The following is a 25,666-nucleotide window of genomic DNA, read 5'->3' as shown; positions in this document are numbered from 1 at the left end:
TTAATTTTTTCTAGAAATAAACCTTTGGCCATGCATTTTTTATGGTATTTTTGGAAGTCTCTCAGCTTTCAGTACCAAGAACTCAAGCACATTTTATATCAACATTACGCCGGTACGCCGTATGTCAAAGCAAAAATTGAGTACCTACCCTCTACCCAACTTAAACAAAAACAAATTCACACTTTAAGTTCAGTATGTGGTTTCAATATAAAAGCAAAAGACACCGTTTTATTTGACTACGGAGACTCTCCTTCAAGTATGTATGTTTTAATTGAAGGAGAAATCCATTTAATTCATAAAAGTCTAACAAGCCATGTAGAAAACGGCCAGTACTTTGCTGAAGCAGCACTAATGGATAAAAGTTTCAACAGCACTTATCAAGCAAAAGTAATTAAAAATGGATCCAAAATAATAAAAATCAGTCGCGATATTTTACATAATTTAATAGAAAAAGATGAAAGCACAGCCTATGAGTTCTTAAGTATTGTGTGCAAAATGTTCGCTTACAAGCTACAAACGTTAAAAAAACTAGCTTAGAGAAAGTTCTTTTAGCCAATGAAACTGTATACTTGATTGACTGAATAAAAAAAAGTGCCCAAACCTAGAATAAGTTTGGACACTTACTTTCATCTAACATTAAACAATTAGACTAGTTTCTTATGAACGTACTTGCGTACGTGAAAAACCGGCTCTAGATGAAAAAGTGTTGATGCTGGCTGCAACTTTTCTTTGTGTATCATCTTTCAACTTTGGTTTAGCCGAAGTTGCACCCATTGGTGCTTTTTTGTTTTTAGCTTGTGTAGATTTAGCGCTTGTTTTTTTCTCAATGCTCTTCATTACAATGGCTTTTTCGACTTCTTTAATCAACTGTTGACGTCTAATCCCTTGAAAAGGAACAGAGTATCTCGCTGCTGTTCTTCTTAACTCAAAAAAATCCATGCTACTTAACATTGTTCTAGTAATTTCTGCAAAAGTCATTTTACTCTCCCTGTTGTCCAAAATATAAATTCATAAAAAGTTTAATGTTATAATTTAATGCATGCATCATGCCTAAACTGTATTAACCAATCATTTTTATCAATGAAAAACCTTTTATTTTCAAACACTTAAAGCTATTCTTTAGTTTAAAACATTATAGACTGTTAAGTGTGCCCCAAACATTCCCCAAAAGAATTATGCATGTCGCAATAAACTTTTTTGTTTGGAGTCTGAATCATAATACTTGCATGCTAAAAAAAGCAAGGCATTTTTTATATTTTTTTTATAATATTTTTTAATAAGGCTGAAAACAGTACTTTTAGTTAAAACCTGTTATATCTTTAACAATTATTTGGATTATAATAGCAAGGATTGATGTTTTGACAGCCCCAAACGCTTCCTGGGTGTCCCTGTCCAACTACACATGGATCATCTCCACCTATATTGTAATTATTATAGTTTTCTGAATAATTTAGATATTGTCCATATACTCCATATGCACTAGATGGTTGCCTACCATAAATGCTCAAATGCTGAGCTGAGTTATAAGTGTAATTGTTTGGAGCTCCACCTACAGCCACACTACCTGCTTGAGATGTAGTGTACCTTTGCCTTGAAGACCCCACAGACCAACTACCACCAGTCGTTGTGGTATACTGTCCTCCACCGTTGACACTCACATTTGGAAAAATAGAGCCAACTGAAAATTGCGGGATCATATTTGCTAAAGATGCTCCAAGGCCATCAACAATTGCTTTACCGCTGGCTTTTAAGTTGGCCCCTGTTTGCTCAAAGCTCCCCAATAAATTACCAAAATTGGCTCTAAACTGTGGATTGCATACACCTTGTCGCATTTGATGTTGGTTGTCACAGGGTTGATCCAGAGGTTGCACAATTGTATAAATATACTGATTGTTTTTTCCAGGTGCTAAGTTGTATTGATAAGACTTATCAATATTGGAGACCGTCCAAACATTGGTTGCATTCAATTGACACGGCTCTGTTGCGGGTTTGTTATGACAATAAACAAAGGGGTTAGCTCCACCACCCTGAGGATGTTGACCAGATGCACCCGGATGTCCAACCGGAAAATTTTGAGTATTAAAGTATGGACTTTGAAAAGCAATATGACTTCTGGAGGCATTTAAATAAGGAGATAGCTCAGGCCACCAATTTTCATGCGCGGGCCACGCAATACGACCTGAATATCCATATGCACTAAAAATATCAATAGGCCTTAAATCTTCATCAACACGACAACCTCTACAATTTTGATAAATAATTTTCTGACATTCTAAAAAACGAGGGTCTTCATAATTAGGTATAGGATTCTGTTGCACCATAAGAATACAGTTTGCAAATGCTTGCTGGGGCTGTGGAACATTGGCCAAAGAACCTGCATTTGTGTTGCCTTGTACACCCGTATTTGAATTTGAATCGGTATTCGCCCCAGTGCCAGAACGCGTTTCAACTGTTGAACTTCCTGTCGCTGTTGGCGTCCCACCATCATTAGGTCTAAGAACACCTTGTTGTTGTGGCCTCTGCTCACATCCTGTTAAAACAAAAGCAAACACCAACATAGGTATTAACAGACTTAAGTTTAGTTTATTGTTTTTAAGGGTCTTTTTCATAGCTTTAATTCATTCTTTAAAGTGCCTTCATTCCTTGTTATTGGACTCGAGCGCAAAAATCTCCTTCCATAAAACCATTGGTACCAAAACCTAAATTGAGATAAAAATAATCCATACAAACTTGTCCGCCTGGAACATTTGTAATTGTAGAAAAAACAACAGTACTACCATCCAATATCCCCACAGTATTACCATTCACCGTGGCTTCAACTGAATCAAAAGGAGATAATAAAGGATCAAGACTTGCTCCTAAAAAATTATCAAAAATATTGACGACATCTGCAATATTGAAGCTAACTCTGTCACTAATTCCACTACCGTTCTGAATCAATATAATGCAAGACATCCCATTGTTACCAAAATTAAAATCATTGATACAATCTACATCTTGAATTCTTACTTCTTGCTCTTGTCCGTTTACGACCAAACGTACTGAACCAAACTCATTTTGAGCACAGGACGTTAAAACTGTAAGCACCAATAACAAGAGAAGAAAATTTAACTGTTTTATTTTTTTTATCATAGCACTACCCTTAGGTTTTTCATATCACTGCTTGTATATTAAGCAATGCCTATGCCAAAAAAGACCTTTATAAGTTGTTGATAATATTAACTTAATATTTTAAAGTCTTTTCAACTGAGGCAACTTAGCCGCAGCTCCTTATAAATCTCATATCAAATTTACGCAAAACGTCAATATAATTATTTTCTCATTGGCTCGCACGTTATTTACAAATCAACCTACTTTTTACAATGATGATAAGACGTAGATAGGTATATTGACTCATAAAAGCTGTTGGCTTGGCTGAAGATCTTTGACATTAAAAACTTTTAATTTTATAGCTAGTTTCTACCAAACAGCCAGCTCTCATAGTTCAATGGATAGAATGAGGGATTCCTAATCCCTAGATCCAGGTTCGATCCCTGGTGGGAGCACCAAAAAATGAATGCCTATGTTTTTTATACCCAAATAAAACCGTCAAAAAAGTGTTTGTTCTATTTTGATTGCCTTTAAAAAAGCGAAGCCCCTAGAAAAAACACTATTAATTGCTAACCATAAGTATAAAAAAAGGGCTTATTAAGCTACAGAAGGTGTCTGTTGGACATTGTCTGCTTCCAACAACTCTACCCCTTGATTAAGCTGAACAGAAACCGTTCTGGAAACACCTGGTTCTTCCATAGTGACACCATAAAGATTTTGAGCAATTTCCATGGTTGCTTTATTGTGTGTAATCACAATAAACTGAGTTTTTTGTGACATTTCTTTAACCATACCCAAAAATCGTCCAACATTGGCATCATCTAAAGGTGCATCAACTTCATCTAAAATACAGAATGGAGGCGCTTTAAATTCAAAAATAGAAAAAATTAAAGCAATCGCCGTTAAAGCTTTTTCTCCCCCTGACATGAGGTTCATATTTTGTAATTTTTTTCCTGGTGGTTGCGCAACGATATCAATACCTGTTTCAAGAATATTCTCATCGGAAGTCATCACCAGCTTGGCTTTACCTCCGCCAAAAAGCTTGGGAAACAGCTCTTGAAAACGGCCATTAACTTTATTGTAAGTATCTAAAAACATTTCTTGCGTAGATTCGTCAATCTGCTCAATGGCGGTATTAAGATCATTGAGTGTATTTTCTAGATCTGTTTTTTGTTCACTTAAAAAGCTAAAACGCTCCTCAAGTTCAGCCAACTCCTCTAAAGCACCCAAATTAACATGGCCCATCGCATTGAGTTTATTTCTTAATTTTTGTAACTCTTCATTACTTTGATCAAGCATGTTTTCATCTAGATCTTGATAATACTGCTCTATACAATCATGTAGATTCAATTCATAGCGCTCTGTAACTTGCTCGAGTAAGCGCTCTAATTTATTGTCCTCGTCTTGAATATCCATTTGTATCTTATTGATTTGGGCAACAACCTGTTCTTTTGCTGAACGGTAGTCTTTAAGTTGATCTTCATCATTTCTCAATTTTTCAGCCAAGGTATCATGTTCAATCTTTATTGCATTTAAACTGGTCTCAGACTCAGTAAAGTCTTGCATTAAGTTTTCACGCTTTTCTTTTAAGCTGACAATAATATTAGAGATCTCTTCTGCTTGCTCTATACGTTCATTGGACTTTATTTTTAATGCTTCGGACTCTTCTTTGGCCAAAGATTTTTGTTGAGCAAGAGACTCAAGCTCTTTTTTTAAAGCTTCTCGCCTTTCATCTAAACTGGCTTTTTTTATTTTTATTTCTGTTAACCTTTGACTGTGTTCTTCATAGGAAGATCGCATTGCGGTTATTTCTTGAGTAAAAGATTCCTCTTTATTTAAAAAGTTATTTTTATGTTCCAGTAATGCTTCATATTCAACATGCATGGACTCTAAAGTAACTTTGTTTTGCTCGATATCATTCAGATAACTTTGTTTTTGATTGGTTAATTCTTGTAAAAATGAATTTTTATATTTTTGGGTTTCTCCCAAGCTCAAAAGCTCTTTCTCATGACTGGTTTTTTGTAGATGGTGGTTTTTAATATCTTCAGATAAACCCTCAATTTGTGCTTTTAAACTTAAAATTCTTTCTTGAATCTTTTCTAGTTCAAAACTTAATTTTTCTGAACGTTGACGTTTTTCTTCAACACGCTCTTTAAGCTCGTTGACCTGATTATGAATTTCCAGGACACCCTGCTGTTCTTCATTTTTACCGCCAGTAATAATACCGTTGCGAGAAATTCTATCGCCTTCAAGGGTAACCATGGTTTCTTGCGTACCTTTTTTCCAAAGCTCTAAGGCTTCATTTAATGAAGGAACCAGGTATATAGTACTTAAAACTTGCTCAATTAATTTATTAAAAGTGCCCTTGGCTTTGACATGCTTAATGATACTGTTTTGTGCACCTGTTTTCTGATCAGTTTTACGGCTTAAGTGAAAAGCCTCATCTTTTTCAATTAAAAATGAACTTCTTCCTTCTCCAGCATCACTTTTCAAATAATCAATGGTTTTAATCACATCGTTGGCATCTTCAACAACAATACATTGCACAAACTCATTTAAAGCCGCATAGGCTGCTTTTTCATAACCAGGCTCAACCTCAAGCATATCACCTAAAATTCCTTGAACTTGACCAACATTGCCTGAATCTTTTTCTTTCATGATACTTTGCACGCCTTTTTCATAGCCTTGATAAGAGTCTATAAACTCTTGCAAAGTATTTAAACGCGAAGCTTCCCGTTCAATTTCGTTATTGATTTGAATCAACTCTTGATGACATTTATCTTTATCCAAATTTAAATGCTCTAACTCATCTTCAGCGGAAACTTTATTTTCTTCAAACTCTAAAACCAATTGATTGCTTTGCTCAAAAGCTTCTTCTTTTTCTGTTAAGCTACTGGAAAGTTGGTTAACTTCTTCTTGAGTTTCTTCAATTCTTTCATTGGTTTCTAATAATTTGGCGTCAAGAACGCGGTTTTGTTCTTCTAGGCTTTGCTTATTGTTTTTTATTTCTGCTTCACGCGTTAAATGCTGCATATTTTGAGTTTTAAGCTCTGATAAAGCTTGCTCAAGACTCAATAAGCTGCTTTTAAGCTGACTTTCCTTTTCTATATCAACATTCAAGCTTTCAGCTATTTCTTCTAGCTCAAGAGCTGACTGTTGCACATTTTCTGAAACATTAACATGTTGTAAATCAAGTTCTTCATGCTTTTGCATCAAAGTTGCGGCCCGCTCTTTTTCTTCCTGGGCTGTTTCTAAAAGCTGGGCATGTTTTAGCTCTTGGTTGCTGGCTTCGTTTTCTAGGTTTTGAATCGTGGTCTTTTGCTCAAACACCTGTTCTTGCATGCGTTCTAATTTTTTTTCAAACTCAAGCAGTTTTAATTTCTCTGTCTCGTACTGAGATTCATTAGAAAGTAACTTGGACTCTTCTTCGCCCAAAGAATCTTTGAGTTGGGTATGGCTTGCTTTAAGCTCATCTAAAACCAGTTCACTTTTTTTCCAAGCATAGCTTAATAGTTTTAAATCCAACTGTTTTACATCTTCTTTTAAAGTTTTGTATTTTTCAGCTTTTTCAGCTTGCCTCTGCAAAGATGCTGTTTGCCGAGTTAATTCTTTAATAATGTCATTAACGCGCAATAAATTTTGCTGTGTATGCTCCATCTTTTTTAAAGCAGCTTTTTTGCGGGCTTTAAATTTTGTTATCCCCGAAGCTTCTTCAATAATTAAACGTCTATCTTCAGGGCGGCTAGATACAATCGCACCCACTCGACCCTGTTCAATAATAGAGTAAGATGATTTACCAATACCCGTATCCAAAAATAAATCTGTGATGTCTTTTAGTCTACATGCGGATTTATTGATGTAAAACTCGCTTGAGCCATCTCTAAAAACTTTTCTTTGCACCAAAATTTCTGAAAAATCTTTATACTGGACAGGTCCTAAACCAGACTCATTGTCTAAGGTAAGTTGCACTTCCATCATGCTTGTCGGAGGTCTTTTTTCACTTCCAGCAAAAATCAGATCTTCCATGCTTTTACCGCGCAACTCTTTGTAGCTTAACTCACCTGTAATCCATTTAAGTGCATCAACAACATTACTTTTTCCACAGCCATTGGGCCCTACGATAGATGTAATGGGAACATCAAACTGAAATGCAGTCTTTTCTAAAAACGATTTAAATCCTAAAAGTTCAAGTTTTTTAATTCTCACAGAGGCTCCCTAAATGATAAAAATCTTTGCAATGATTGCGCAATGCTCATATCAAATTCGCTATCAAAATGAAATTGAAAAAAATATTTCACCTTACGTTTTTGTTTAAATAACTTAAGTTAACGAATTGTTTTTACTAAATTATCTTCGTCTAAATTTATCAACAAAACTCTACCAGTTGCTTCTTGAATCAAGTAGGCTTCGTTGCGATTGCTGATGGCATTATCAAGGTATAGAGCATTGCTTATATTAGATCTTAAATTAAGATCTGTCGTATCCATGCTATTGATGCCATCATTGGTTCTGAATGAAAAAAAGTCGCCAGATGTGCTTGGATACAAATTAGAAGATCTAATTAAAAAAGTTAAGTCGCCCTGATCAGAGCTATAAGCTTGATTCTCAATGGCTCTAGTGCTCTGCTCTCCTGAAATTGAGCCTTTAACAATATAACTATCATTGGCCTTTACCGTAACGGTCACACTTCCAGAAAATGTTGAATTGTTGTTGAGCTCAAGCGTATCGGCATCAACAATTTGATTAATCAGGCGGGTTTCTTGCCCCATTGCAGAATACAAAACAACTTTATCTCCCTCACTAACATTGCTTTGTGAAAAATCAAAACCAACAATATCTAAGCTACTACCTGAAACATTAGCATCAAGAGCTACCAGATTAGACACTGAGCCTTCATAAATTAACTGCCAACTTTCACTGCGTGTTACACCATCTTGAGTACTCAAACCAATCAGCTCTGGCTCAGAAAAGCTACCAGTATCATAAAACTCAATATTTCCCTGTACAAAGGACTCTTTATCACCACTGCTTCGAGAAAAATCTACGCGACTTAAACTGGATATATCAATTGCATCCACTGTTCCAGACCGTGAGTATGCAAGAACTCTGTCTTGACCTGTGTCACTGTAGTCCATTAAACCATTGATATAAGACGGCATAAAAATTTGTTTTTCTATAGTTTGACTATTGGTATTGTACACCAGTAACTTTTCTTCAGTTTTTAAGGCTAGCAAAAGTGTATCCGTTCCTACTTCTACAGCAGATACAACTTTATTTGGCAAAGGAATACTCTCAACACTCTGCATAGAAAAATCAAAACGATAAACTTGATCAAGTTCGGTATCAGGAATGAACCATGCGCCGCCTTGAACAGTAGCATTCTTAACGCTAGCTGCCCCGGGTATGGGTATACTTGAGGTAAACGACAGAGTATTTAAATCAAATACATCAATTTTGGGTGAATTATTGAGTAAAACAAATGCTTGATCATCTATGATATGGATATCGACAGCATCCCCAGACAAATCAAGGTATGAGGCAGAGCAGGTAAACCATGTCAATTGATCATTATTACTGGTATCCAAAGAACCCGGTTCAATAATAAAACTATGTAAACCATCATCTGATGTAAAAACACTGTTCTCCAGTGCTTGAGCGTCTTGCTCTCCGGTTTTTGAACTGATGATACGATACGAATTCAACTTGCTATCGTATGTCGCCTCCCAGCTTTGGCAAGCACTATCTGAATCAACCATAAAATCATGAACATCTGGTGCCTGGTTTAAAGTTTCTACAATGCCTCTTCCAGCATTTTCAAAAATAGCCCGCGTGTATAAACCCTCTCTATTCACAGATAAATCAACAAATTCAAACCGTGGGTTCGTGCCTTGAATAAAATCAACTGCGTACATACGATTATTTTCATTTTCAATCATCCAAACTCGCATCTCATTGCTTTGTGTTTCTTCAGTAGCCATTGCAACAGGATTACCCGCCATTGGAACCAGTGTCATGGGTGCCTCATCAGACTCTATTAAATCTATAAAATCCCGACTTTGGCTGTTGATAAAAGCCAAACCTTTATTAAGTTGATCAAGAACAGCGAGCACATAGATTTGTCTGCCATCAATTTGAATTGTATTCTCAAAACTTTGAATATCAATAGGTCTATTTAAAGGATGAAATGTTGACTGAGTACGTCCTGAACATGCAGAAAGCACCATCAAACAGATCAAACAAAAATAGATTAAATTTATTTTACCCTTCACTTTATCCAAACCTTTCTAAAAATTAGCTTTATTCAATTGTACTGATTTGCATATAACTTGCGGTATCAACAACTGCAATGCTACTGGACAAAAACTCACAAACATAGGCGGTAGTTCCATCTTCTGAAAAAACCAGTTTTGCAGGACCAAGACCATCAAGAGAAATACTTTGGGTTTTGGTCAGTGTATTGACATCGTAAACCCACACTTCATTTAAATTATACATCGCAACCCAAAGCTCTTGCTCATCTGAACTTAATGTCATGTACTCAGCACCAGATGGCAAAAAAACCTGATCTAACCACTGTACAGGCAATTCTTCTAAAAGAATGTTATTATTAACAACCTGACTGATATCTATTCTATTTAAAGTATCATTGGCTTGATGTAAAAAATACAACTGCTGATTGCCATCAATGACCATGTCTCTCAAACCACCACTGGGAAAGTAATCCACCAGTGTGAAGGTTTGCTCAATTTCCTTATCCCATAAATCAACAACAAAAATTACATTATTGATAAATGAAGCCACATAAGCAAATCGATCGTTACTTGGATCTAAAACAATACGTCCAGCACCTACACCTAGAAGCGTAGAGTCTAAATCAAAACTGGTCAAACCAATCAAAGGTAGCCCCAAACGATCATCTTCAACAAACAAATCTTGAACAGCAAAACTGTTCAAATTTAAAAATGTCAGTGTACCATCTATATAATTACTAATGATAGCATGTTGGTCACTGCTGGCATGAGTATACACTTTTACATCAGATGGCTCTTCATCAGCAATAACGGCATTGCTTATTTCTGACTGGCTATCAAGTGTTTTTTTACTAATGCTCAGTTGATCAATACCACCGCTTCCCAAATCATATTCAAAGACTTGAACAACATCATTGGCTCGATCACCTACCAAAATTAACTGTCGCTGTTCATCTATATCTATACTACTGGCAAAGTTGGGGAAAAACAATGATTTCTCAATATTTAAGGTATTGCTGCTCATATCAAGAACAGCAAGCGATGCCGATGACCTGCTTAGGTTGACATTACTATTAACAACCAAGGCAATACTTGTTCCAGGGATTTGTATAAAATCTACCGGAGCATTAATTTCAATATCTCCACTATTATTAAATAATGGGGCCTCTCCACATCCAAAAAACAGCAAGCTTAAAAGGAATATAAGATTCTTCATTATGCGCTAACTATAGCAAAGCCTAAAATTACTCAAGATTTATTACTTTATTGTCGTTTAGATCCAGAGATACATTTTTACGAACATTATTAATTAGGGTATGATCGATAGCGATCATAAACATTGACATGTTCATTATCAAGCAACGACGATTTTGGCTTTTGGGCATGCGGATATTTTATCACTTCAAGGTTAGCTGCCGGTTTTTTGGTTTGATTTGTTTTTGTCTTTATAGGCTTTAGTCGCATATTTTTTGACCAGACCCAGGCTTTTTTATGCTTGTACATCACATGGTACCATTCTTTCTTGTATCTTCCCAAAACTTTGAGTTTGTCACCTTTTTCAAGTTTACCGACAATTTTGTATGCCGTTGAGGGTTTTTGCCTGACATTAACAGGCTTAAGAACAAGCCCATAGGCAGGTTTTTTAACAGCTTGATATTCATTGGCATAAAGTTTAGCCAAGCTTGTTTGGACTAAAAAAGCACAGAACAAGGCATACCCTAGTCTTGAAATGATTTGCTTTGTGGCGGCATTGTCGCAATAGTGATTCATAAAACCTCAACCCTACTTTCATTAAACCATGTAACTATATAAAAATAAAGGATTTTTTTAATTTTACTTTGGCATAAGACATGCATTATATAGGGCAAAGGGAAATGAAAAGATGTTTGTTATATTAAGTAGAAAATATTTTGGTTTTAATGTTATAGCGGTAGTGCTTCTTTTAGCCTACTTCTATAAGAACAATACGATTAATGTTAAAGACCTTAAAAAAGGTCAACAACTGGTAATAGAAACCAGTCAACAATTAAAAGAAGCTGCGGTTAACTTACCCTACCAGGAATTAATTGAGGATACTGCTAAGCATTTTAAAATGGATGAAGAGTTGATTGCATCCATTATCTTTGTAGAGTCATCCTTTAGAAAAAATGCCAAAAGCTCTGTCGGTGCACAAGGTCTGATGCAAATTATGCCTGTTGTCGCTCGTGAATATAATGTTAAAAATGCTTTTAACCCAAAAGACAATTTAAAAGCTGGAACTGCACACTTTAAAAACTGGATGCGCGTGATCGAAGCGGAAACCTATGAAGATCAAATTAAAATGACGCTTGCAGCATACAATGCCGGCTTGGGCCATTTAAGAGATGCGCAACGTTTGGCCATCAAGCTTAAACTCAATCCACATCGCTGGGAACATGTTAAAAAGGCATTTTTACTTTTAGAACAAAAACAATATTATAAAAAAGCTCGTTTTGGGTTTTGTCAGGGCCAAGAAGTAAATAAATACGTCAAAAAAGTTTATGCAACGTATCAGGCCTATAAACATTCTGTTTTTAACATATAACTTCCTCTTTCTAGACAAAGTCCAGCACAAGCACTAGACTTTTTTTATGCAGAATAAAACTCTAACTTTAAAGGGGTCTTGCCATTGTAAGAAAGTAAGCTGGCATCACCAGGCTATGCCCGAGGACATTACAGCATGCAACTGCACAGTTTGCAGCCGTTACGGTGTACTATGGGCTTATGGCTATCTTAATGACACAATTAAGATACAAGGAAAAACACAAAGCTATCAAAGAGGTGATAAAGTCCTCTCTTTTCACTTCTGTTCCACATGCGGCTGCGTGGCTTATTGGTTGAGCAATCAAGCCAATGCCCTGGGTAAATATCGAATAGCCGTTAATATACGTCTCATAGATAACCCTAAACAGATAGAACATCTATCCATAAGACATTTTGAAGGCCTTCATAGCTTTAAAGACTTGCCCATGGACCAATGCACAGTTAAAGATCTATGGTTTTAAAACTTTGTAAAAAATATTCATTCAATGCATTGACCAAAGCTTCATAAGCTTGTTAAACTAAAAAATCAAGATGGCAATCAAAGTAGAAAAAACGGATGAACGAACCGTACGCAAAGACGTTCAAGATTTACTGAAAAAGACCAGTGGTCTCAAGGCTTACTTTGTTGTAATCACAGGCCAGGATATTGGTAAAAAATTTCCGATTCAAAAATCTGAATTAAGCATAGGCCGCAGCGAAGCTTGTGACATCTACGTAAATGATGAAGATGTCTCAAGAAATCACGCAGTGATTAAGGTTTTACCTTCTGGTATCATCATAGAAGATTTAGAAAGCACCAATGGCACCTTGGTCAACGGTCAAGCCATCACAAAAAATAAGTTGCTAGAAGATGGAGATCGCATTCAAGTGGGGAATATCACTGTCTTTAAGTTCCACTTTTTAGATGAGCTGGAAGAAAACTACAATGAACAGCTCTACAAAGCTGCCAATAAAGATTTTTTAACCGGCTGTTACAATAAAAAGTACTTTATGGACCGTTTAAAGATGGAAATCAGTCATACCAAGCGCCATCAAAGTCCCCTATCCTTAATGATTTTTGATGTTGACCATTTTAAAAAATTTAATGATACCCACGGTCATGTTACCGGCGACCTCATTTTGCAAAAGTTAGCAGAAGAAATTGACTCCATAAAAAGACATGAAGATTTATTTGCCCGCTACGGTGGAGAAGAGTTTGTCTTACTCTTAAGGGATACCCCGCAAGAAAGTGCCATACAAATTGCAGAAAAAATCAGATCCCATATTGCAGATCTTGCTATTAAAGTCGAAGATCAAAAACTTGGCATCACCATCAGCATTGGTGTTGAAACGTTTACAGGGAAAAACTATCAATCTGAAGAAGATTTCTTAAGAGGTGCAGACCACTTGTTATATGAAGCAAAAAGGGCTGGTCGCAATAAAGTTTACTTTGAATAACACAATGCATAATTTATCCAGTCAGGACCTTATTGAGCATTTTTTAGAACACTTGCGCATTGAAAAAGACTACTCTGAACAAACCATCGATTCCTATGACAATGACCTAAAATCTATTCTTAATTACTTTCAAATAGAGCATGCCAAAAACTTACAAAGCCTTAGTTTGCTGCAACTGCAGCATTACCTAAAACACCTGAGCGATAAAAACTATAAAAATAGTAGTATTGCGCGCAAGATTTCATGTTTACGTTCATTGGCAAAGTTCATGAGTCAAAATTACAACAGCACCATTGACAGCGTTTGGCATTTATCTTTGCCTAAAAAGCAATTGACCTTACCTAAAGTCATTTCACAAGAAAACATTGATGCCCTGTTGAGCTCTGAGCACTTTAACTTGAATAAAAAACAAGATTTACGCAACAAATGTATTCTTGAACTATTTTACGCTTGCGGTTTGCGCGTATCTGAAATCATCAACTTAAAAACTCAAGATTTAGATATCCATCAACATATCATTAAGGTCTTAGGCAAAGGCCATAAAGAACGCTTGGTGCCTATCCACCCTCAAGCCATAGAAAGTATAGAACATTATTTTAAAGAGGCTCGACCCTTGTATTTAAAAAAATCATCCTCAGCCTATATTTTTGTTAATAACCGAGGAAATGCATTAAGCCGCCAAATGATCTGGCATATGATCAAAAAACACAGTCAAAAAATTCCGGGTTTGGGCAATATATCTCCTCACACTTTAAGGCATAGTTTTGCCAGTCATCTTTTGGCGCAAGGAGCTGACTTGCGATCCATTCAAAAAATGTTAGGCCATAGCAGCCTAAGCACCACACAAATTTATACGCATATTCAAAAGCAGCAATTGCACAAAGTCTTTAAACAACAGCATCCAAGAAATAACTCTGTTTAGATAGTATAAAAGACTGACAAGTACATTATCCATTGACACGGTACAGGCTCTCTTGTAGGTAAGCTAGTTTGGTATGAGAGTAGTTAGTGGTATGCGCCCTACTGGCCCTTTGCATTTGGGGCACTATGTTGGAGCAATAAAAAATTGGATTTCTTTACAAAAAGAACATGAAAGTTTCTTTTTTTCCGCAGACTTACATGCTCTTACTTCAAACTATGCCTCACCTGGTGACATACAGCAAATATCCATGGACATGCTCAGAGATTGGTTGGCCTGTGGCATTGATCCCAACAAAGCTACTCTTTTTTGCCAAAGTTCAGTTCCTCAACATACGGAGCTGTTTACTTATTTTTCCATGATCACACCTTTAGGATGGTTAGAAAGAAACCCTACCTTTAAAGAACAACGCAATGAAATAAAAGATAAAGACTTGGCTCAACTGGGTTTTTTTGCTTATCCCGTAATGCAAACAGCGGATATTTCATTATACAAGGGAGACGCTGTGCCCGTTGGACAAGATCAAACACCTCATGTTGAGCTCAGTCGTGAAATTGTCCGTCGCTTCAATCACTTTTACGGTGATGTTTTTCCAGAACCACAAACCTTACTGACCCACACCCCCAAGCTTTCTGGAACAGATGGACGTAAAATGTCCAAATCTTACAACAACTCTATTTACCTCAGTGACTCAAAAGAAGTGGTTGAGAAAAAAATCAGGTCCAGCATCACAGATACTCAAAGAGTAAAACGCACAGATCCTGGCAGACCTGAGGAGTGTCACTTTTACCCTCTCCATACGATTTTTTCATCTCAAGATACACAAAAAGAAGTTCAAAAAGCATGCAGAAATGCCTCAATAGGCTGTGTGGATTGTAAAAAAATGTTGTTGCCCAACTTGTATGAAACCTTAGAACCCATTTGGGACAAACAACATAAACTTGAACAAAAACCCAATGAATTGAAAGAAATTTGGGAGCATGGAAAAAATAAAGCTTTAAGTATAGCTCAAAACACCATGAACCAAGTCAAAGAGGCCTTGAAACTAATATGAGTCAAGAAAACTCAACCCTCAACTCTGTAGAAACAGCAGAAGCCAGCAGTACAAAGCAAATTTTACTGGAAAAGTATCAAGACTTTAACAGTATCATGAGCGCTTACCAGGTGCACTTGGATATTTTTGAAGGACCTTTAGACTTACTTTTACACCTCATTAAAGAAAATGAGCTGGATATTTATAATATTCCCATTGCCTATATCACCAAACAATATCTTGAATACATTGAAGTGATGGAAGAGTTAAACTTGGATATTGCCGGAGAGTTCTTATTGATGGCCGCCTCCTTAGCTCACATTAAATCAAAAATGTTGATTCCGGTAGAAAAAAATCAGGATGATGATGAAGACGAAGGTGTTGACCCCCGTGAAGAGCTGGTCAGACGCTTGCTTGAGTATCAAAAATACAAACAGGCCGCACAACAGCTGGATACCTACTATCAATTGGGCAGAGATGTTTTTACGCGCAAAAATCAACGCATTAAAATTAAAGTCCCCAGTTCTGAGCGTGAACTGGCACAGGTCAGTATTTTTAAACTGGTGGATGCTTTTTATAAAATCCTTAAAAAAATTGAGCGTGACAACAGTTATCATGCCGTAGAGCTAGAACCCATTGCCCTGAGTGAGTGTATTGATACTATTTCTAAAGCTATTCAAAGCTCAGCTGAAGGCAGTGTTCAGTTTAACAGCTTATTCAAACAAGCCAAAAGCCGTTTACGGGTTGTGGTTACATTTTTAGCGCTTTTAGACATGATCAAGCGTGGTGCATTAAAAGTATTTCAAGCCAATACTTTTTCAAATATTGAAATTATAGGAACCCCATTGCTCTTTGAGGGCTGGAAACACAGTGGAGAAGATGAATATGTTGGATGAAACTCAAAGCCAAGAAGAAACAATAGAAGAAAACACAATGGAAGAGAGTCCACGAGCTAATGAACAGGACAAAGCTCTTGAAGTAAAAACTGAGTCTCAAACAGATGAAGATCAAGAAAGCTTCAGCTATCAAGACATGGATGATGAAACCTTAGACTCCATCATTGAATCCCTTTTGTTTGTTTCTGAAAAACCCGTTCAGAAAAAAAACATCCATGAAATTTTACGTGAAATCAACCCTGAACAAATTGACTTACGTTTAGAAGCCTTATGTGAAAAACATAAAGGCGCCGGTTTTGAATTGCACAAAATCAATCAAGGTTACCAGTTTCGAACTCACCCTAACAATAGTGAGTATCTTCTACGTTTGCATGAAACAAAACCCGTGCGTTTGAGTCGAGGTAATTTAGAAACTTTATCCATTGTTGCCTATAGACAACCGATCACACGCCCTGAAGTTGATGAAATCAGAGGTGTAGACTCTGGCCATATGTTACGAACTTTGCTGGACCGCAACCTAATCAAAATTCTGGGAAAACGTGAAGAAGCAGGAAATCCATTGATTTATGGAACCACGGCAGATTTTCTTGAATTCTTTCAACTGGATAACCTATCAGACTTGCCATCATTAACAGAGTATACTGAACTGGGTGAAGAGAGTTTAGAAAAATTAGAAAAATTGCTTCCTAAGTCTGTCAGTGCCCAAGACATTCAAGATGATTCACCTGAATCAGAAGACAATGGCTCTATCACACCAGGTATAAGTGAAGAAAATGAGTTGTTAACAGAAGAGATTCCCCCTACAGTCAATCAAACCAATCAAGAAGGCACAGATCAGAACAACCATGAGCTCTAAATCCAATAAAAAAAAATCAACTAAAGACCAAGATCAAGTACGACTCAATAAGTTTTTATCGCAAAAAGGTGTTTTGTCCAGAAGGCAGGTAGATCAGTATATTGAAACTGGACGAATCAAAGTCGCTGGCAAAACCATTAAAGAGCTGGGATTTAAAGTGAGTCCGGATGAAAAAGATATTGAAATTGATCATGTTCCTCTTGACCTAGATGCACATAAACTAAAGTATTACATGTTCTACAAACCAAAAAACGTAGTCTCAACATTAAGTGACCCTGAAAAACGTCCTTGCCTTGGAGACTTTATTCAAGAACTCAGTGATATAAAATTGGTCCCTGCCGGGCGATTAGACTATGATGCTGAAGGTCTGGTACTTTTAAGCAATGATGGTGAGTTTGTGCATCAAATGATGCATCCACGTTTTGGTAAAAAAAAGACCTATCAGGTCAAAGTCAAAGGTGTTCCCACTCCAGAGGACATGAAAAAGCTTAGTAATGGCGTAAAGCTTGAAGACGGTATGGCTAAAGCCTACGGCATCAAGTTTCTTAAAAAAACCAAAAGCAACTCCTGGTATGAAATGGCTTTAAAAGAAGGTCGCAACCACCAAATAAAACGCATGTGGTTAAAGTTAGGCTTTCATGTTTTAAAAATTTTACGTATTCAATTTTCAATTTTTAAGCTTGGCAAACTTAAACCCGGACAATTTCAAGAAATTCCTTATGCTACTGCACAAACGCTTTTAAAAAAATAGCCGTTCTTATCTATGAAAAACCTTCCCATTTTAGGACAATCGCAGCATTTAAAAAGCCATTATAAAAAAGAGCTGCAAAAAATCCTACGTTATAAATTTAAGCGACAAGATTTAATTGCAAAAACAACTTTAAGTTCACTATCAGATATAGCAATCAGCTTAAATATTCATATCGCTGCTATACAAAATCGTTCTGGTGAAGTCATAGCCATCAGTATTGGTAATTCAAAAGATGTTAATTTCCCAGAGTTACAACGGTTTCGCCAAGGTTTGATAAGGCTAAGCGGCATGAAAATGTTCATTGTCTCGCCATTTTCAAATAAACTCACTCAAAAAAACACCAACACGCTTTTGATTAAACGTTTGGATTATATTTGTAAAGTTCATGTTCAAAAACAAAAAAACCACTTTGAATATGGCCCATGCAATCTATCTTACTTACATCCAAACCCAAAGTATACTCAAGCAACACTCAGTCTTGAGCCTTTCGACATTCATGATTATTTTGATGCTTACCAATTTAGCGTTGACCTGGAAAAAGAAATTTTATCCAATACTCAAGCTTCAGAAGATTTACGCCCAGATAACCAAGCCATCATATGTGCAATCAAAAATCCTAAAAATTTATTTTTTGAACAAGATTATGCTGAACTCCTAGAACTCTGCAAAACTGCAGGCTTAATCGTAGTAGATCAAGCCATCCAACGTCGTGACAAACCTGATGTAAAGTCTTTTTTTGGTCAAGGCAAGCTGTTAAACATTGCTGAAGACGCTTTATTCAAAGAAGTAGATTATTTGGTTTTCTTACAGGATCTTAGCCCTACGCAGCTGAGTAATATTGGCAAACTTACGGATTTAAAAGTCATTGATAGAACCCAGTTGATTTTAGATATTTTTGCCAAGCGTGCTCAAAGCCATGATGGTAAATTACAAGTTGAACTTGCTCAACTCAAATACATGCTTCCCCGTTTGCGTGAAAGAGAAACTCATTTATCCCGGTTAACTGGTGGTATTGGTGGCCGGGGTCCTGGTGAAACCAAGCTGGAAGTTCATACTCGACGAGCGCGCGATAAAATTAATCGTTTGGAAAAAAAACTTAAACAACTTGAAAAAAAACGTCTTGAAAAACGCAAATCAAGAATAAGAAATCAAGTGCCCATTGTCTCTATTTTAGGCTACACCAATGCTGGTAAGTCAACCTTATTCAACACCTTAACGCAAGCCAAAGCCATGGCAGAAGATAAACTGTTTGCAACTCTAGATCCCTTCTCTAAACGCCTGCGATTTCCTCAAGAAAAAGAAGTCATTTTAACCGATACGGTAGGTTTTATCAGAAACTTGCCCAAAGACTTAATGCAAGCCTTTAAAGCAACCTTAGAAGAAATTCAAGATGCGCAGTTGCTTTTACATGTATTGGATATCTCTAACCCTGCTTTTCATGACCATATAGAAATTGTAGACCAAATTTTAACGGAACTGGATTGCCAAAACATCAAAAAACTCTTGGTTTTTAATAAAATAGACTTACTTGAACCTAATCATGCAAATGAAATTTGCCAACAGTATGATGCAATTGGTATCAGCGCCTTAAACAAGGAAAGTTGCAGACCTCTAATCAAAGCCATTTCTGATTTTTTTTCCATTGAAGAATATCTCTATTAGCTACTACTTTTATTCATCAATACTCATGAGTAGAGTTATCTTAACCCTCTATAACAAAAATAGCTTTAAATTTTATTATTTGAAAATTCTTTAGGATTCTTTTTCCATAAACGTAAATGAACATCTGAATCTTGGGTTGCAAACTTACTTTTAAAGTCATCCGTTTTAAGACTTGCTAAATCAATGTCTTTAATATCAACATCTTTAATAGTATGATTTGGAGAATCAAATTCAAACGTTTTTTTTGACTTTTTGGAGGGTGCTTTCACTTCATAAACTTCATCATAGTATGCATCTAAAGCTGCTTGTGCTTCTTTTTCTGCTTCCATTGCGATCATTTGTTTTTCTTTATTTTTTTGCTCTAGATTAACGCTGTATTGTTTTGCTTGTTGCTTGAATGCATTATTCGCTACTTTAACAAACACAGTTCCCCCTGTTAAAACCATGCATATAATCATAATTTTGACAGTATTTTTCATAATACTTTAAAATGCAACTGGCATGCCAAATGTTAAAAACTATTATCTTTTAATATTCAACACTTACAAAAAAAACATGCTTTACTTACTGTTTTTTGTCTTTTTCGCTGCGACACAAATCATCCCAATAGTCTTTTTTATAAGGCTTTAGACTTTCCTTGGGCCAACTATGTTGTTTTATATGATGGTCAAGGGTAGCAAGGCGTTTATTGGATAATGGGTGTGTAGAGAACCAGTCTTTCTTATAATGATTCAATACTTTAGTTTCTTTATTGGCCATCTTTTTAAAGAAATCATCCGCTCCATTGACATGACCATAATGTTTGTACAGAAGCTTAAGTCCTAAAATATCTGCTTTACTTTCCTGATCTCTATTGTACTTTAGCATTAACCATTGGTGCATTTTTTCAGTGACCATAACACTCAAGTCCTTGGGTATAAGCATTGCAAAAACCCCCATTGATAAGCCAATGCCCAAACCTTTTAAGTGATCTCTATGAATAACATGTCCCAACTCATGACCAACAATCATAGCCAACTCATTTTCACTGTTTATGGTTGCCAATAAACCTTTATTAAAAATAAGTTTTCCTCCTGGATAAGCAAAGGCATTGTTCAGTTCATTGCAGCTAAGATAAACCTCAATATCATTTTTTTCAAAGCCCGCCTGAACTGCCATAGCTTGCACTAACTTATTTATATCTTGATAGTATGAATTCTCTTTTTCTACTGGTTTTTTAACCTGATACATCACCGATGTTTTTGAAAACCATTTTTTTTCTGTCTTAAAACTTATATGGGGCACCAACCATTGAAAAAACATCGATAGCATGACAAAAGCTACGATCATAATAAACACTACACTGAACAACATTTTAACAACCCCCTTTAAGGGATGCTCTTGACTATAATTGACAAATTCATTGGGTTGTTTTTGCGACATTGCTTTTTATTTGATTTACTTTAGTTTTACAAGCGCCGTACCGTAAGCAATAGCTTCAGCTGCACCTGTACCCTTTTCACCTTGTTGTTGGCCAACAGTGGATGTAATGATCCGAACATTCATAATTTTATCAGCATTAAGTGTGTCAGCTTTTTCCTTCATACGTAATGTGGCTTCACGTCGGGCTCGATCAATAATGCTTTCATAAGCTTTAACTCTTCCACCAAAAAAACTGCTCAACGCGCTACTAAGTTTTTTAAACGCATCAATAGCAATCACAACATGTCCCTCAACCAACACGCATGCATATTCCTGGCTCTCATCTACAACACTGAGCGTTTTTGTTGTAAACATATGGATATTTGACAGACGTTGTTCTCTTAAGCGGATGGATGCATAATGTTTTTTTTCAATCGCATTACCAATAAAAAAACCTAGAATCAGAGGAACAACTAAAAAGACAAGTTCGATCATACCATTACGCTAACTTGACTGCTGTACCATAAACATACAACTCAGCTGCGCCGGCTGTTACAGAAGAGGTAGAAAACCTGATATTCACAACAGCATCGGCACCCAGGCTTTGTGCTTGCGCAATCATTCGCTGAATTGCTTCTTCTCTGGACTCCGTTAAAAGCTCTGTATAGGCCGTTAGTTCGCCTCCAAATACATTTTTTAAGCCTGCCAACAGATCTCTACCCGCATGCTTTGCTCTAACTGTACTGCCTGAGACCACTCCAAGATGTTCTGTTACTTGTTTATTAGGAATACTTTCTAAATTACTTAAAATCATAATAAGATAGTATTTTTAAAGCTAAGAAATGGCAACAAATATATACTTTTATCACTGGTCTTGAGTATTCAGTACGGCCAAAACTTTGTTTATAAGATCAACTGTTTTTCCAATAAAGTAATGGTCTGCAGCTTTAATAATCGAATGGTGTACTGTTTTTTCAGCGGTATTTTGCAACTGTTCTACCCAGTCCAATGTATTTTGATGATCAATGAGTTCATCCTGTTCGGCGCTCCATATATAAATATTTTTAGCTTTTGGAATAACTGAATTAAAGGGGTACTTTAATGCCGGTGGTGCAATTAAGTGTAAAGCTTTTAAAGGCCAGTGTTCTTGGCTGGCCAACTGCCAAGCAACCCATGAACCAAAAGAGTAGCCGCAAAGAAGAATGTTTTCATGCTGACAATCAAATTTCTCTTGAGAAAACTTAATGATGGCTTGTAAATCATCCATTTCACCATAACCTTGATCGTATTCCCCTGTACTTTTACCAACACCTCTAAAGTTAAAACGTATGGCAGCTTTTCCTGAATACTTTTTAAACAGTTGATCAATAACTTTATTATTTAAACTACCCCCATGCAAGGGGTGAGGATGGGCAAGCACCAAAACTTCCTTGGAGCTTGCTGCTGAATTTAACCAATATTCAGCCTGAATGCTGATAGAATCATTGGTTAAAACATTAATTTTATGCTTTATTTTTTCGATGATTCTTGCTTTCTTTTAGCAATTCTTTCTTTAAGCTTTTTTTGGCTTAATTTTCTTTTCATTTTTGGTGTTCTTCTATTGTCTTTTTTGCCCATAATTTTTCTCCAAAGTTGATAGAAAGAGCTATAAACCTTATTTTGCCCTATAAATCAACAAAAAACTGTTAAAAACACTGTTTAACTTAGCTAAACAATACATAAATTTAATTGCATTATTATCAAATTCATACTATTAAAGTATTGTTTTTACTAGGAAGAATACACAGTAAAATAAAACTGTCATAGGCTTCCAAAGATAACTTTAGAGCTAATAGAGTTTCAATAAATTACTAAACTCTTTTAATTCTGGAATATAAAGTATTTTTAACACGAGGTGCGTTTGGCTAGGCGATTTTGTGCCATTGTACAGGGAAAGGTTCAAGCAGTTTTTTTCAGGGTAAACACCAAAAAACAGGCTTCTCAACTTCAAATTCAAGGATTCGTAACCAACCTTCCCAATGGTGATGTCAAAATTGATGCGCAAGGCTCATTGCAAAATTTAAATAAATTACTGCAATGGTCGCAGCATGGCCCGCCTCAAGCTAGGGTAGATAAAATTTTTGTGACATGGGAACAAACAACACACTATTCAGACTCAGGTTTTAATATCATCCAATAAATTGTGTTGATATTGAATAGTTAATATCGTTTTATTGTTCATTCGTTTAGATTTTTATCTCCCTGTAGAAAGGGATTAATGTGATTAAATCAAAACTATTGGTTAACTCTACACCACAAGAAGTTAGAGTTGGAGTTGTTGAAAACAATAAACTGGCTGAAGTTTATATTGAACGGATGAATCAGCAAGGTGTTGTTGGCAATATATACAAAGGTAAAGTAACACGCGTGCTCCCTGGAATGCAGGCTGCTTTTGTTGATATTGGTCTTGAACGTGCAGCTTTTTTATATGTTAGTGATATTCTTAATGAACTGGGAGATGCTTTTGATGCCAGAGAGATTCAGGAAGCCCGTCGTAAACATAAAAATGATAAAAAGATTGAACATGTCTTAACTCAAGGACAAGACGTTATGGTACAAGTGGCCAAAGATCCCATCAGTACTAAAGGAGCACGCTTGACCTCTCACGTGTCCTTACCTGGAAGAAATTTGGTTTACATGCCAACGGTTAATCATGTTGGTGTATCACGTAAAATTGACCATGAAAAAGAACGTAAACGTTTGCGCTCTGTGATTGAAGAAACCCAAACCCTTGAAGGTGGCTTTATTATTAGAACTGCCGCTTCCGGTCAATCTGATGAAAGCATTGCTAGCGATGTTGAGTATCTAGAAAAACAATGGAAAACTATTTTAAGAAAAAATAAGCAAGCGAAGTCCCCTGCCCTCATCCATGAAGACCTTGACCTTGTTGAACGCTTGGTCAGAGACTTTTTTACTCAAGATGTAGAAGAAATTATTGTTGATAATAAAACAGATTATAAAAAAATTATTGATTTCATGGGGCCAAGTCTTAAAGATCGTGGACAAGATGTTGTTCACTTGTACAAAGACTCAAAACCCTTATTTGAACATTATAAATTAGAAGAACCCCTCAATAAGGCCTTGGGTAAAAAAGTGTGGCTTAAATCAGGAGGTTATTTAATTATTGAACAAACTGAAGCTTTAATTTCTGTTGACGTCAACACAGGAAGATTTGTTGGCTCTAAAAGTTTAGAAGAAACCGTACTTCAAACCAATTTAGAAGCCGTTGATGAAATTGTTTCTCAATTGCGTTTGCGTAACTTGGGTGGCTTAATTATCCTAGATATTATTGATATGGATCGACGATCCAACCGAGAAAAGGTTTATAAAAGGCTGGAGGATAACTTAGCTGACGATAAAGCCAAAACCAATGTTTTACAGATTTCAGAATTAGGTTTGGTTGAGATGACACGTAAAAGAACACGTGAAAGCTTGGTTCGCAGCTTGTGTGAGCCATGCAGTAACTGTAATGGCAACGGCTATCATAAATCGCCAACAACCATTGCCTATGAACTTTTAAGAAAACTTGAACATGTTATTGTTGAGCGCAATAGCTATGAAAACGTTGAACTTTGTGTGCACCCTAGCATTGGCAATATTTTAAAACATGAGCAATATTCATTTATTCAACATATTGAAAATAAAACCGGTAGAAAAATTGTTATTAAAGAGCAAAACAATGTGCATATTGAAACCTATACAATCAACTTTACTGGCCATGGTATAAAATCTTCAACTTCTTCAAAAAGAGATAAAACTTCTGAGGCTCAATCTGATGCATCAAGCCCAAAAACAACAATCATTGTTAATGAAAAACAAGAAAACTCTAGTCAAACAAAAGAAGAAATAAAAAAACCGGCTAAAAAAGCAAAGTTAGCGCAAAAAGCTTCTACTGATTCAGCCAAAACTTCAAAAGAAAAAAGTAAACCTAAAAAAAGTTCTTCTGAGAAGACACGTGCGGAGAAAATTAGCCCTGAAAGCTCTGATCAAAGCAAAAAACAGGACTCAGAGACAAATACAGAAAAAGAAGCAAAGCCTCAAACAAAAAAAAGTGATAAAAAACCAAAATTGGTCACACGCAATGATCTAAATTAAAAAGCGCTGCCTGCAAGTATATTGAACGCTTTGAACACTTAAAGTAAACGGCATAAGTATAAAAAACAGCAACAATTTGCAGGCAATTTCTTTGTTTCCCCTGAACACTTTTCTTAGTAGGCACGCTATTTTTTAAAGTATCTACTTATTCTATGCATCAAGCTGATATCATGAACACAGTGGCGGCATCCACTGGGTGCAGTCGTTGTCGTCATCAAGCATATTTAGTAAAATTAGCTCCCCATCTGAATTGGGAGCACTGTTTTGAGCAAAACCAATAAATGACGGATCTTCATCCAATGCACAAACTGTCACTTGCACTGTGGCCCCAGCTGGAAAACTACCAAAGGCAATATCCAATGAAAACGGTGCTGACGGGTCAAAGCCACAGTTTGGAGCAACACATTTATCTCCTGCATCACAATTATTTGAACCATCATCGCACTGTAAACAGTCACTGGGATAAAACAAATTGTCTGCACCTGGACTACTGACAGTTGCAATATATTGATCTATATTTTCTGGGTTTGTCATTGAATCGGTGACTAAATCTGCCATCAGTGAACCGGCTTTATCACCACAAGCGACCAATAAAAAAGCCAATAAAAGAAAGAATGTCTGTTGTTTTAATATTTTCATTTTCATAATGTTCTTTATCTATTATAGCCTACTCT

The 25,666-nt window shown here is 36.2% G+C and carries 25 protein-coding genes and 1 tRNA gene; 13 read left to right on the top strand and 13 right to left on the bottom strand.

The features are described from left to right. On the top strand, positions 1 to 537 hold a 537-nt coding region (locus tag MRY82_09575), incomplete at its 5' end, for a cyclic nucleotide-binding domain-containing protein (protein MCI5073172.1). Between the two features lie 120 nt (positions 538 to 657). On the opposite strand, the gene MRY82_09570 is transcribed toward MRY82_09575, so the two are convergent. The 3 genes from MRY82_09570 to MRY82_09560 form a co-directional block, all read right to left on the bottom strand. Next, the gene (locus MRY82_09570) at positions 658 to 978 is read right to left on the bottom strand and encodes a hypothetical protein (protein MCI5073171.1); all 321 of its coding nucleotides are present in this window, start codon (positions 976 to 978) and stop codon (positions 658 to 660) included. 341 nt (positions 979 to 1,319) lie between these two features. Then, complete coding sequence (locus MRY82_09565; GenBank protein ID MCI5073170.1) at positions 1,320 to 2,609, bottom strand: hypothetical protein; 1,290 nt, start codon at positions 2,607 to 2,609, stop codon at positions 1,320 to 1,322. Between the two features lie 37 nt (positions 2,610 to 2,646). Further along, the gene (locus MRY82_09560) at positions 2,647 to 3,132 is read right to left on the bottom strand and encodes a hypothetical protein (GenBank protein ID MCI5073169.1); all 486 of its coding nucleotides are present in this window, start codon (positions 3,130 to 3,132) and stop codon (positions 2,647 to 2,649) included. A 341-nt stretch (positions 3,133 to 3,473) separates the two neighbouring features. Here MRY82_09560 and MRY82_09555 point away from each other — a divergent pair. Beyond that, a tRNA-Arg gene (locus tag MRY82_09555) sits at positions 3,474 to 3,548 on the top strand. Between the two features lie 139 nt (positions 3,549 to 3,687). Here the strand turns inward: MRY82_09555 and smc are convergent. From smc to MRY82_09535, 4 genes are all read right to left on the bottom strand, one after another. After that, the gene (gene smc, locus MRY82_09550; GenBank protein ID MCI5073168.1) at positions 3,688 to 7,296 is read right to left on the bottom strand and encodes a chromosome segregation protein SMC; all 3,609 of its coding nucleotides are present in this window, start codon (positions 7,294 to 7,296) and stop codon (positions 3,688 to 3,690) included. A 119-nt stretch (positions 7,297 to 7,415) separates the two neighbouring features. Next, on the bottom strand, positions 7,416 to 9,368 hold the full coding sequence (locus MRY82_09545) for a hypothetical protein (protein MCI5073167.1): 1,953 nt from the start codon (positions 9,366 to 9,368) through the stop codon (positions 7,416 to 7,418). 19 nt (positions 9,369 to 9,387) lie between these two features. Next, complete coding sequence (locus tag MRY82_09540) at positions 9,388 to 10,557, bottom strand: hypothetical protein (GenBank protein MCI5073166.1); 1,170 nt, start codon at positions 10,555 to 10,557, stop codon at positions 9,388 to 9,390. 89 nt (positions 10,558 to 10,646) lie between these two features. Next, entirely contained in the window at positions 10,647 to 11,111 is a 465-nt protein-coding gene (locus MRY82_09535; protein MCI5073165.1) for an SH3 domain-containing protein, read from the bottom strand. A gap of 112 nt (positions 11,112 to 11,223) precedes the next feature. Between MRY82_09535 and MRY82_09530 the strand changes: the two genes are divergently transcribed. From MRY82_09530 to hflX, 9 genes are all read left to right on the top strand, one after another. Next, positions 11,224 to 11,904 (top strand): transglycosylase SLT domain-containing protein, encoded by a 681-nt coding sequence (locus tag MRY82_09530; GenBank protein ID MCI5073164.1) that lies wholly within the window; start codon positions 11,224 to 11,226, stop codon positions 11,902 to 11,904. 46 nt (positions 11,905 to 11,950) lie between these two features. Continuing rightward, on the top strand, positions 11,951 to 12,364 hold the full coding sequence (locus MRY82_09525) for a GFA family protein (protein ID MCI5073163.1): 414 nt from the start codon (positions 11,951 to 11,953) through the stop codon (positions 12,362 to 12,364). A 70-nt stretch (positions 12,365 to 12,434) separates the two neighbouring features. Next, positions 12,435 to 13,340 (top strand): diguanylate cyclase, encoded by a 906-nt coding sequence (locus tag MRY82_09520; GenBank protein MCI5073162.1) that lies wholly within the window; start codon positions 12,435 to 12,437, stop codon positions 13,338 to 13,340. Further along, the gene (locus MRY82_09515) at positions 13,297 to 14,262 is read left to right on the top strand and encodes a tyrosine recombinase (protein ID MCI5073161.1); all 966 of its coding nucleotides are present in this window, start codon (positions 13,297 to 13,299) and stop codon (positions 14,260 to 14,262) included. The genes MRY82_09520 and MRY82_09515 overlap by 44 nt, the downstream gene beginning before the upstream one ends. A gap of 73 nt (positions 14,263 to 14,335) precedes the next feature. After that, positions 14,336 to 15,313 carry a tryptophan--tRNA ligase gene (trpS, locus tag MRY82_09510; protein ID MCI5073160.1) on the top strand — a complete coding sequence of 326 codons (978 nt, stop codon included), beginning with the start codon at positions 14,336 to 14,338 and terminating at the stop codon, positions 15,311 to 15,313. Then, positions 15,310 to 16,188 (top strand): segregation/condensation protein A, encoded by an 879-nt coding sequence (locus MRY82_09505; GenBank protein MCI5073159.1) that lies wholly within the window; start codon positions 15,310 to 15,312, stop codon positions 16,186 to 16,188. The genes trpS and MRY82_09505 overlap by 4 nt, the downstream gene beginning before the upstream one ends. Beyond that, complete coding sequence (gene scpB, locus MRY82_09500; protein ID MCI5073158.1) at positions 16,178 to 17,044, top strand: SMC-Scp complex subunit ScpB; 867 nt, start codon at positions 16,178 to 16,180, stop codon at positions 17,042 to 17,044. The genes MRY82_09505 and scpB overlap by 11 nt, the downstream gene beginning before the upstream one ends. After that, complete coding sequence (locus MRY82_09495) at positions 17,034 to 17,795, top strand: rRNA pseudouridine synthase (GenBank protein MCI5073157.1); 762 nt, start codon at positions 17,034 to 17,036, stop codon at positions 17,793 to 17,795. Before scpB ends, MRY82_09495 begins: the two co-directional genes overlap by 11 nt. Before the next feature lie 12 nt (positions 17,796 to 17,807). Continuing rightward, positions 17,808 to 19,457, top strand: coding sequence for a GTPase HflX (hflX, locus tag MRY82_09490; protein MCI5073156.1), 1,650 nt, complete (start codon positions 17,808 to 17,810; stop codon positions 19,455 to 19,457). Positions 19,458 to 19,522: 65 nt separating this feature from the next. Here hflX and MRY82_09485 read toward each other — a convergent pair whose 3' ends face one another. The 5 genes from MRY82_09485 to MRY82_09465 all read right to left on the bottom strand — a co-directional run bounded on the left by MRY82_09485 (position 19,523) and on the right by MRY82_09465 (position 22,278). Then, a complete protein-coding gene (locus MRY82_09485; GenBank protein ID MCI5073155.1) occupies positions 19,523 to 19,882 on the bottom strand; it encodes a hypothetical protein in 360 nt (119 codons plus the stop codon). A gap of 139 nt (positions 19,883 to 20,021) precedes the next feature. Next, positions 20,022 to 20,879, bottom strand: coding sequence for a M48 family metallopeptidase (locus MRY82_09480; protein ID MCI5073154.1), 858 nt, complete (start codon positions 20,877 to 20,879; stop codon positions 20,022 to 20,024). Between the two features lie 15 nt (positions 20,880 to 20,894). Further along, on the bottom strand, positions 20,895 to 21,353 hold the full coding sequence (locus MRY82_09475; GenBank protein MCI5073153.1) for a YbjQ family protein: 459 nt from the start codon (positions 21,351 to 21,353) through the stop codon (positions 20,895 to 20,897). A 4-nt stretch (positions 21,354 to 21,357) separates the two neighbouring features. Further along, a complete protein-coding gene (locus MRY82_09470; protein ID MCI5073152.1) occupies positions 21,358 to 21,672 on the bottom strand; it encodes a YbjQ family protein in 315 nt (104 codons plus the stop codon). A 51-nt stretch (positions 21,673 to 21,723) separates the two neighbouring features. Further along, entirely contained in the window at positions 21,724 to 22,278 is a 555-nt protein-coding gene (locus MRY82_09465; GenBank protein ID MCI5073151.1) for an alpha/beta fold hydrolase, read from the bottom strand. 480 nt (positions 22,279 to 22,758) lie between these two features. Here MRY82_09465 and MRY82_09460 point away from each other — a divergent pair, with 480 nt between their 5' ends. Together MRY82_09460 and MRY82_09455 are read left to right on the top strand one after the other, a co-directional pair. After that, positions 22,759 to 23,037, top strand: coding sequence for an acylphosphatase (locus MRY82_09460; GenBank protein ID MCI5073150.1), 279 nt, complete (start codon positions 22,759 to 22,761; stop codon positions 23,035 to 23,037). 80 nt (positions 23,038 to 23,117) lie between these two features. Next, entirely contained in the window at positions 23,118 to 24,992 is a 1,875-nt protein-coding gene (locus MRY82_09455; GenBank protein MCI5073149.1) for an Rne/Rng family ribonuclease, read from the top strand. A 168-nt stretch (positions 24,993 to 25,160) separates the two neighbouring features. On the opposite strand, the gene MRY82_09450 is transcribed toward MRY82_09455, so the two are convergent. Then, a complete protein-coding gene (locus MRY82_09450; GenBank protein MCI5073148.1) occupies positions 25,161 to 25,637 on the bottom strand; it encodes a hypothetical protein in 477 nt (158 codons plus the stop codon). Between the last annotated feature and the right edge of the window lie 29 nt (positions 25,638 to 25,666).

The sequence above is a fragment of the bacterium genome (genome assembly GCA_022763185.1).
GTDB lineage: Bacteria > Bdellovibrionota_G > JALEGL01 > JALEGL01 > JALEGL01 > JALEGL01.
This window is presented reverse-complemented; position numbering and strand designations above follow the sequence as displayed.

Coding starts and splice junctions, on each gene's coding strand:
- MRY82_09535 (MCI5073165.1), bottom strand. CDS start 11,111: ATGAATCACTATTGCGACAATGCCGCCACAAAGCAAATCATTTCAAGA.
- MRY82_09565 (MCI5073170.1), bottom strand. CDS start 2,609: ATGAAAAAGACCCTTAAAAACAATAAACTAAACTTAAGTCTGTTAATA.
- MRY82_09480 (MCI5073154.1), bottom strand. CDS start 20,879: ATGTCGCAAAAACAACCCAATGAATTTGTCAATTATAGTCAAGAGCAT.
- MRY82_09505 (MCI5073159.1), top strand. CDS start 15,310: ATGAGTCAAGAAAACTCAACCCTCAACTCTGTAGAAACAGCAGAAGCC.
- MRY82_09525 (MCI5073163.1), top strand. CDS start 11,951: ATGCAGAATAAAACTCTAACTTTAAAGGGGTCTTGCCATTGTAAGAAA.
- MRY82_09520 (MCI5073162.1), top strand. CDS start 12,435: ATGGCAATCAAAGTAGAAAAAACGGATGAACGAACCGTACGCAAAGAC.
- MRY82_09540 (MCI5073166.1), bottom strand. CDS start 10,557: ATGAAGAATCTTATATTCCTTTTAAGCTTGCTGTTTTTTGGATGTGGA.
- trpS (MCI5073160.1), top strand. CDS start 14,336: ATGAGAGTAGTTAGTGGTATGCGCCCTACTGGCCCTTTGCATTTGGGG.
- MRY82_09570 (MCI5073171.1), bottom strand. CDS start 978: ATGACTTTTGCAGAAATTACTAGAACAATGTTAAGTAGCATGGATTTT.
- MRY82_09450 (MCI5073148.1), bottom strand. CDS start 25,637: ATGAAAATGAAAATATTAAAACAACAGACATTCTTTCTTTTATTGGCT.
- MRY82_09495 (MCI5073157.1), top strand. CDS start 17,034: ATGAGCTCTAAATCCAATAAAAAAAAATCAACTAAAGACCAAGATCAA.
- MRY82_09530 (MCI5073164.1), top strand. CDS start 11,224: ATGTTTGTTATATTAAGTAGAAAATATTTTGGTTTTAATGTTATAGCG.
- scpB (MCI5073158.1), top strand. CDS start 16,178: ATGTTGGATGAAACTCAAAGCCAAGAAGAAACAATAGAAGAAAACACA.
- MRY82_09470 (MCI5073152.1), bottom strand. CDS start 21,672: ATGATTTTAAGTAATTTAGAAAGTATTCCTAATAAACAAGTAACAGAA.
- hflX (MCI5073156.1), top strand. CDS start 17,808: ATGAAAAACCTTCCCATTTTAGGACAATCGCAGCATTTAAAAAGCCAT.
- MRY82_09515 (MCI5073161.1), top strand. CDS start 13,297: ATGAAGCAAAAAGGGCTGGTCGCAATAAAGTTTACTTTGAATAACACA.
- MRY82_09475 (MCI5073153.1), bottom strand. CDS start 21,353: ATGATCGAACTTGTCTTTTTAGTTGTTCCTCTGATTCTAGGTTTTTTT.
- MRY82_09560 (MCI5073169.1), bottom strand. CDS start 3,132: ATGATAAAAAAAATAAAACAGTTAAATTTTCTTCTCTTGTTATTGGTG.